Genomic DNA, 7,954 nt, shown 5'->3' with positions numbered 1-7,954 from the left:
GGGTGGGGGCGGGCCCCCCCCGCCCGGGGCGGACCGGCCCGCGCCACCGACCGCACGGCAGTTACCCTGCATTCCGGACAAAACCCCTGAAAGGAGTCCGGATGTCGGTCGGTGGCGTGCCCGTACGCGAGCGCCTGCGCAGGCTGGTGGAGCACAAGTCGTTCCAGCGGGTGGTGCTCGGTGTGATCATCGCCAACGCGGTGGTCCTCGGGCTGGAGACCTCGATCGTCGACGGGCCCCTCGACCAGGTGCTGCAGGTCGTCGACGACGTGATGCTGTGGTTCTTCGTCGCCGAGATCTCCCTGCGCCTGGTCGCCCACGGCCCGCGCTTCTTCCGGGACCCGTGGAGCGTGTTCGACCTGCTGGTGGTGGGGATCGCCCTGATCCCGGCGACCGGCCCGCTGTCGCTGCTGCGCGCCCTGCGGATCCTGCGGGTGCTGCGCCTGGCCGACTCCGTGCCCTCGATGAAGCGCGTGGTGAACGGTCTGGTCGCGGCGGTGCCCGGGATGGGCTCGGTGGGCGCGCTCCTGGTGCTGGTCATGTACGTCTCCGTGGTGATCGCGACCAACCTGTACGGCGCGATCGCGCCGGAGCACTTCGGTGACCTGGGCACCACCGCGTTCACCCTGTTCCAGGTCATGACGGGCGAGGCGTGGCCGGACATCGCGCAGGACGTGATGGAGGACGAGCCGACGGCGTGGATCTTCTTCGTCGTCTTCATCCTCGTGGTCTCGTTCGCGGTGCTGAACCTGTTCATCGCGGTCGTCGTGAGCGGCATGGAGAGCATCGACGAGCTCGCCGAGCACGAGGAGCGGTCGGACGCGGAGGTCATGGACGAGCTGCGTGCGATCCGCGCGCAGCTCTCCGTGCTGCAGGCCGAGCTCGCGGCGGCCCGGCGCGACACGCCGTTGGACCACGCCACGCCCGGCACTTGATGCATCCTTGGGTTGCAGTTCCGGAAAAGCCATAGACGCTACCAAGTCCTCGTTGTACCTTTCTTCACACACGGACTGGTGCCGTGGCGGCAGGTTGTGTGTCTGTGACTCCCCGCCCCACGACATCAGCACGGCGAACAGCACACGAACGCAGCACCACGAACAGCAGCATCCATGACTACCGGAAGGGACAAGACACACGATGGTTCGCACCAGCATCGCTGACCAGGCCGCACGCCTGGCCAAGGCCAGTGCCGCCACCGAGTCGTCCTACCCGACCACCGCGCAGCACCTCTGGGACGGCCGCGAGGCCATCCGGGGCGCCATACGCTCCTGATCCGGCGATGGCCGGACCAGTGAACGTGAGCCGCCTCGGGACATCTTGTTCCCGGGCGGCTCTTGTAGTCCCGGGGCTGAACGGCAGCACGACCAGAACTACTCGAAAGCCAAGAACCGAGACGACAAGCTCACCGGAAGGAGCAGGCCCGTGGCCGACGTCCTAGTCCTCAATGCCGGCTACGAGCCGCTGCACCGGGTATCGGTCCGGCACGCCATCCACATGCTCGTGCGCGAGGTCGCGGTCGTGGAGGAGGCGGTCGACGGCCGCTCCTTCGGGCCGTTCCCCTTACCGCGCGTGCTGCGGCTGGTCCGGTACGTGACGATGCGGTGGCTCTACAAGTCGGGCGGGGCGCCCGCGTGCACCAAGCTCGGCGTCAAGCGGCGCGACGGCCTGTGCGCCTACTGCGGCGGCCCCGCCGAGACCGTGGACCACATCCTGCCGCGGTCCCGCGGCGGGCCCTCGACGTGGATGAACCTCGTGGCCGCCTGCTACGAGTGCAACTCGCACAAGGCGGACCGCACCCCGGCCGAGGCCGGCATGGTGCTCCACGTGACGCCGCACGTCCCACGCGCGGACTACGCCCGCGCCATCCGGCACAGAGCGGCCCGCGCGGCGTGAGCTGAGCCGAACGGGCGAGCGATCGGTAAAAGGTCAGGTGATCGGCAACTCGATCACCTGACCTTTTACCGTTCACCTGCCGGCGACCGCCCGGGGCCAGAGCCTGGGATCCGCGGTGAGGGTGGTCCCGGGCGCCGCGCTTTCCTGCCAGTTTCAACGTATAACGCAGTGGGGGGCTTGCGGCAAGGGGCCTGTGGGGGCGCAGAATCGTCGGCCGTCGCCGGTTTTTGGCGCCTGACGAAACGAGGTTCTGGTGACCGACGTGAACATGAGCGACACGTCCGACACGAGCGTGAACGACGTGCTCGTGGCCGGGGCCGGCCCCACCGGCGTGCTGCTGGCCTGCGAGCTGCGGCTGCGCGGCGTGCGAGTGCTCGTGCTGGAGAAGGACGACGAGCCGACCAAGGTGGTCCGCGGGCTCGGCCTGCACGCGCGCACCCTGGAGATCCTGGACCAGCGCGGCCTGCTGGACCGGTTCCTGCCGCTGGGCAAGCAGTACCCCGTCGGCGGCTTCGCGGGCATCCGCAAGCCGGCACCCGCCGGGCTGGACACCCCGTACCCGTTCGTCCTCGGCATCCCGCAGCCCGTCACCGAGGGCCTGCTGCGCGAGCGCGCCGCCGAGCTCGGCGTCGAGGTCCGGTACGGCCACGAGGTCACCGGGCTGAGCCAGGACGACGACGGCGTGACCGCCGAGCTGGCCGACGGCACCCGGCTGCGCTCGCGCTACCTCGTGGGGTGCGACGGCGGCCGCAGCACCGTGCGCAAGCTGCTCGGCATCGGCTTTCCCGGCGAGCCCAGCACCCACGAGACCCTGCTGGGCGAGGTGGAGCTCACCGCGCCGGCCGAGACGATCGACGCGGTCGTCGCGGAGGTGCGCAAGACCTACAACGACTTCGGCGCCATGCCGCTCGGCGACGGCCTGTACCGGCTCGGCGCGCCCGCCGACGGCGTGGCCGAGGACCGCGCCGTCCCGCCCACCCTGGACGAGCTGCGCCGACAGGTGCGCAAGCTCGCCGGCACCGACCTCGGCGCGCACTCGCCGCGGTGGCTCTCCCGCTTCGGTGACGCCACCCGGCTGGCCGACCGCTACCGCGCCGGCCGCGTGCTGCTCGCCGGGGACGCCGCGCACGTCCACCCGCCGTACGGCGGTCAGGGCCTCAACCTCGGCGTCCAGGACGCGTTCAACCTGGGCTGGAAGCTGGCCGCCGAGGTCGCCGGACAGGCCCCGGACGGGCTGCTGGACACTTACGCGGCCGAGCGCCGCCCGGTGGCCGCCGACGTGCTGGACAACACGCGCGCCCAGCACGTGCTGCTCTCCCCCGAGCCGGGCCCGCAGGCGGTGCGCCGCCTGCTGACCGAGCTGATGGACCTCGAGGACGTGCGCCGGCTCCTGGTGGAGAAGGTCACCGCCACCGGCATCCGCTACGACCTCGGCGGGGAGCACGACCTGGTCGGACGGCGGCTGCCCGACGTCGCCCTGCGGCAGGGCCGGCTCTACGAGCTCCTGCGCACCGGCCGCGGCCTGGTGCTGGACCGCACCGGCCGGCTCACGGTGGACGGCTGGACCGACCGGGTCGACCACGTGGTCGACGCCGACGCCGCGCTGGACGTGCCCGCCGTCCTGCTGCGGCCGGACGGCCACGTGGCCTGGGCGGGCGCGGACCACCAGGACCTGCTCGACCACGTGCGCCGGTGGTTCGGCGCCGAAACATGACGGGTGAAAGCCACCGGTACTCTGTGCGCGTTCATGAACCTCGCCACGACGAAGTCCGGCGACCGGAGAAGGGGAGCACCCGAGTGAGCGTCGAAACCGCGGGTTGGCCGCGCGCCGATGTGATCGTGCGTGACGACGGCTCAGGGCAGGTGACGATCAACGGCCAGACGGTACCCGTCTACCGGAACAGCCTCGTCGAGGCCCGCAGCGAGGTCATGCGCCTCGTCATGGAGTTCTCGGCGAGCACCGGAATGGCCGTCGAGGTCCAGGCCCTGGGCCCCGAAGGGCCCACCGGCCTGACCGTCCACCCCGACGGCAGGGTGGTGCAGGACGGCGGCGCGGGGGCCGCGCAGGCGGCCCAGGCCGTGCTGCCCCAGAGCCTCGCCCAGCCCGCCGCCCCCGCCCCGGCGGCGCACGCGGGCCCCGTGCACGCCGGACCCGCGCACGCCGGCCCACCGGCGGCCGGTCCGGGCACCGGTCCCGCCGTGCCGCAGCGGACGAGCGTCATGGGCCATACCGACCAGCCGGGCGCCGGCCAGCACGCCGCCGCGCACAACGGCGTCGGACAGCACGGCGTCGGGCAGCACGGCTTCCCGCCGGAGGCTCCCCCGCAGGATCCGCGCGGCCCGCAGGGCCCCGCGCCGCAGGGCATGCCGCAGCACGGCCTGCCGCAGCAGGATCCCGCGCCCCGAGGCCCGCAGAGCGCGGCCGGCTCGTTCGGCCCCTCGGCCCCCGAGTCCGACCAGCCCTTCGGCCCGGGCCCCGGGCACGACGGCGGACGCCGCGACAGCCGCCGGTCGTCCTTCCTCGTGCAGGACCGCCTCGACGAGCCGGCCACCCAGGGTGTGCGCGGCGTGCTGGCGCGGGTCGGGCTCCGGGTGCGCCCGAGCGAGGCCGAACGGGCCGAGCGCGCCGACGAGCAGGTGGTGAGCCAGCACTGGCCCGGCCCCCGCACCATCTCGATCGTGAACGGCAAGGGCGGCGCCGGCAAGACGCCGGCCACGGTGCTCCTGTCCGCCGTCTTCTCCTCGCACGGCGGCTCCGGCGTCGTCGCGTGGGACAACAACCAGACGCGCGGCACGCTGGGCTGGCGCACCGAGCAGGGCCCGCACGAGGCGACCCTGCTCGACCTGATCCCGCAGACCGAGCACTTCCTGGGCCCGACGGCGCAGCTCGCCGACCTCGCCTGGTTCGTGCACCACCAGTCGCGCGACCGGTTCGACGTGCTGCGGTCCAAGCCGATGGCGCTCGCGCACGAGCAGCGCATCTCGTCCGAGGACGTGGACGCGATCCACGCGGTGCTCGCCAAGTACTACCGGATGATCTTCATCGACTCCGGCAACGACGAGTCCGACCCGATGTGGCTCCGCATGATCGACCACACCGACCAGCTCGTGGTCGCCACCAGCACCCGCGACGACCACGCCGAGGCGGGCGCGCTGCTGCTGGAGGCGCTGGCGAACCGCGGGGAGCACATGGCGGACCTGGCCCGCAAGGCCGTCGTGGTGGTGAGCCAGTCGGACCCCAAGGCGACGCCCGCCGACCTGCGCCGCGTCGCCCAGGGGTACCGCTCGCTGGCGCGCGAGGTGGTCACCGTCCCGTTCGACCCGGCCATGGTCGACGGCCAGCTCGTCTACCGCGCCCTGCGCCCGCAGACGCGCCGGGCCTGGCTCGCGGCGGGCGCGGCGCTCGCCCGAGGCTTCTGACGCCGGCGCCGTCCCCGGGAAGAGCGGGAGGTCACGCGGAGGCGGCCGGGGCGACGATCCGGGTGACGGCGCGGCGGACGTCGGCGCGCACGTCGTCCGCCGCCTCCGTGCCCTCAGGGACGGCGAGGATCCCGCCCACGGTGAGCACCGAGCCGTGCACCGTGGCGAGGACCTGGCCGAGCAGTCGTTCGGCCGGCACCGTGGCGTCGATCCGCTCCGGGTGCCGCGCCTGGACCTCGCGCAGCGCCTCGACCTTGGCCGCGCTCGACGTCGCCGACCGCTCCAGGGCGCCGAGCACGCCCGGCCGCTCCAGCGTGTGCCAGAGCAGGAGCCGCACCAGCTCGGGGTGACCCACCGTGAAGTCGAACAGGCGCACGGCGTAACCGGGCAGGTCGTCGGCGGTGAAGGGCACGGCGTCCAGCAGGTCGAGGATCCGCGCGCTCACCACCTGGTCGAACAGCGCCTCCTTGCCGCCGAAGTACGCGTAGATGCGCTGCTTGTTGGCCGCCGCCCCCTCCGCGATCCGGTCCACGCGCGCACCGGCGAGCCCGTACCGCGCGAACTCCTCGGCGGCGGCCTCCAGGATGCGCGTCGGGGTCGCGGCGCGTCCGACGTCGGCACGGGGGGTGGGCATGTCGCTCAGCCTAGCTCCGGGCCGCCGGCAGGGCCGTGGACGTGACCTCCTGCGCGACGGCCCACAGCCGGGCCGCCGTCGCCTCGTCGCACATGCGCCGGTTGAGCAGGGCGCGCCGCGGCGGGCCGGCCAGGCCGTACCGCGGCCCGTAGTAGGCACCCTGCTCGACGTCGTGCCTGGTGGCCGCCACCAGCAGCGAGCCGACGCCGCCCTCCGGGGCCGCCATCGGCAGCAGCCCGCTCCCCCAGCGCACCTGCCGGTTGCGCCCCATGCTCGGGCCGGTGACCTGGAGGTTGGTGCGGGTCAGGCCGGGGTGGGCGGCCGTGCTGACCAGCGGCCAGCCGCGCCGTCCGGCCTCCCGGGCGAGGTGCCGCGCGAGGTGCAGGTCGGCCAGCTTGGACTGCGCGTAGGCGGGCAGCGCCCGGTAGGGGCGGCGCTCCCAGTCGAGGTCGTCGAAGTCGATCCGGCCCTGGTTCGCGGCGTACGAGCACATCGTGGCGACGCGCGGCGCCGGCGCCGCCAGGAGCAGCGGCAGCAGCAGGTTGGTCAGCGCGAACGGGCCCAGGAAGTTGGTGCCCCACTGCAGCTCGTGGCCGTCGGCCGTCGCGTACCGCTCCGGCGGGATCGAGATGCCCGCGTTGTTGACGAGCGTGTCGAGGTGGCCGACGTCGCGCGCGAGCCCGTCCGCGAAGGCCCGGACCGACGCGAGATCCGCGAGGTCGAGCACCCGCACCTCCGCCCACGCGTCCGGCGTTGCCGCGCGGATCTCCGCCAGCGCGTCGGCCCCCTTCGCCGGGTTGCGCACCGCCAGGACGACGCGGGCGCCGGCGGCCGTGAACCGCCGCGCGGCCTCCCGGCCCGTGCCGCTGTTGGCACCCGTGACGACGACGGTGCGCCCGGTCTGGTCCGGGACGGGCACCCGCCTGCCCCCGGGCACGACGCCGGTCACCGGGCCGGGACCGCGGTCGATGTGATCTCCTCGGCGGCGGACCAGAGGCGCCCCGCCGTCGCGTCGTCCCGCATGCGCCGGTTGAGCCGCGCCGGGCGGGGTTCGCCGACGAGGCCGAACCGCGGACCGTAGTAGGCACCGGACGGGGCGCCCGGGTCGGCGGCGGCCAGCAGGATCGAGCCGGCCCCCTCCGGGGCGTCCATCGACGGCAGGAGCGAGCCCGGCGACCAGCGCACCTGACGTTCCTTGCCCATGCTCGGCCCCGTGACCTGGAGGTTGGTCCGGGTGAAGCCGGGGTGCGCCGCGGTGCTCACCAGCGCCCAGCCGCGGCCCGCGGCCAGGTGCGCGAGGTGCCGGGCCAGGTGCAGGTCCGCGAGCTTGGACTGCCCGTACGCGGCCCAGGCCCGGTAGGGGCGGCGCTCCCAGTCGAGGTCGTCGAAGTCGATGCTCCCCCGGTTGGCCACGCCGGAGGTCATGGTGGCGACGCGCGGCGCGGGCGCTGCCAGGAGCAGCGGCAGCAGCAGGTTGGTCAGCGCGAACGGGCCCAGGAAGTTGGTGCCCCACTGCAGCTCGTGGCCGTCGGCCGTCGCGTACCGCTGCGGCGGGACCATCACGCCCGCGTTGTTCACGAGGGTGTCGAGGTGGTCGAGGTCGCCCGTGAGCCCGTCGGCGAAGGCTCGGACCGACGCCAGGTCGGCGAGGTCCAGCAGCCGCACCTCCGCCTGCGCGTCGGTCCGGGTGGCGAGGACCTCGGCGAGGGCGTCGGCGCCCTTGTCCGGGTTGCGGACGGCGAGGATCACGTGGGCGCCGGCAGCCGCCAGGCGCTTGGCGGCCTCGCGGCCGGTGCCGCTGTTGGCACCGGTAACGACAACGGTGTGGCCGGTCTGGTCGGGCACGGTGTACATGGGGCTCCTCGGGTGGCGATAGCGGCGCCGGTGTCGGCACGGAGGCCAACCAACCAGTTGGTTGACCATCCCCACTATGCACCCGCTCCCCCGCCGGGACAACCCCTGGACACGAGAAGGGGGGGCGGATCCACGGATGCGGCACCCCCGGCC

Annotated in this window: 8 protein-coding genes; 5 read left to right on the top strand and 3 right to left on the bottom strand. The window is 73.7% G+C overall.

The features are described 5' to 3' along the window. Nucleotides 1-101: 101 nt before the first annotated feature. From ACFWEJ_RS24585 to ACFWEJ_RS24565, 5 genes are all read left to right on the top strand, one after another. Nucleotides 102-935, top strand: a complete 834-nt coding sequence (locus ACFWEJ_RS24585; RefSeq protein ID WP_377231805.1) for an ion transporter — start codon at nucleotides 102-104, stop codon at nucleotides 933-935. Nucleotides 936-1,137: 202 nt separating this feature from the next. Next, entirely contained in the window at nucleotides 1,138-1,272 is a 135-nt protein-coding gene (locus ACFWEJ_RS24580) for a hypothetical protein (protein ID WP_281383673.1), read from the top strand. A gap of 150 nt (nucleotides 1,273-1,422) precedes the next feature. Beyond that, entirely contained in the window at nucleotides 1,423-1,893 is a 471-nt protein-coding gene (locus ACFWEJ_RS24575) for an HNH endonuclease (protein WP_020018328.1), read from the top strand. Nucleotides 1,894-2,185: 292 nt separating this feature from the next. Next, nucleotides 2,186-3,607 (top strand): rifampin monooxygenase, encoded by a 1,422-nt coding sequence (gene rox, locus ACFWEJ_RS24570; RefSeq protein ID WP_377231806.1) that lies wholly within the window; start codon nucleotides 2,186-2,188, stop codon nucleotides 3,605-3,607. A gap of 83 nt (nucleotides 3,608-3,690) precedes the next feature. Continuing rightward, on the top strand, nucleotides 3,691-5,313 hold the full coding sequence (locus tag ACFWEJ_RS24565) for an ATPase (protein ID WP_377231804.1): 1,623 nt from the start codon (nucleotides 3,691-3,693) through the stop codon (nucleotides 5,311-5,313). A gap of 31 nt (nucleotides 5,314-5,344) precedes the next feature. On the opposite strand, the gene ACFWEJ_RS24560 is transcribed toward ACFWEJ_RS24565, so the two are convergent. From ACFWEJ_RS24560 to ACFWEJ_RS24550, 3 genes are read right to left on the bottom strand one after another with little or no spacing between them, the layout of a single operon-like run. After that, nucleotides 5,345-5,947: a TetR family transcriptional regulator gene (locus tag ACFWEJ_RS24560; RefSeq protein WP_377231803.1), complete on the bottom strand. Its 603-nt coding sequence runs from the start codon at nucleotides 5,945-5,947 to the stop codon at nucleotides 5,345-5,347. 10 nt (nucleotides 5,948-5,957) lie between these two features. Continuing rightward, nucleotides 5,958-6,896 (bottom strand): SDR family oxidoreductase, encoded by a 939-nt coding sequence (locus ACFWEJ_RS24555; RefSeq protein ID WP_377231802.1) that lies wholly within the window; start codon nucleotides 6,894-6,896, stop codon nucleotides 5,958-5,960. After that, nucleotides 6,893-7,801 (bottom strand): oxidoreductase, encoded by a 909-nt coding sequence (locus ACFWEJ_RS24550; protein ID WP_377231801.1) that lies wholly within the window; start codon nucleotides 7,799-7,801, stop codon nucleotides 6,893-6,895. The genes ACFWEJ_RS24555 and ACFWEJ_RS24550 overlap by 4 nt, the downstream gene beginning before the upstream one ends. Nucleotides 7,802-7,954 lie beyond the last annotated feature (153 nt).

The organism is Promicromonospora sp. NPDC060204 (genome assembly GCF_042728455.1).
Lineage (GTDB): Bacteria > Actinomycetota > Actinomycetes > Actinomycetales > Cellulomonadaceae > Promicromonospora.
Note: the sequence above shows the minus strand (reverse complement) of the source record. Positions and strands in the feature narration are given on the sequence as shown.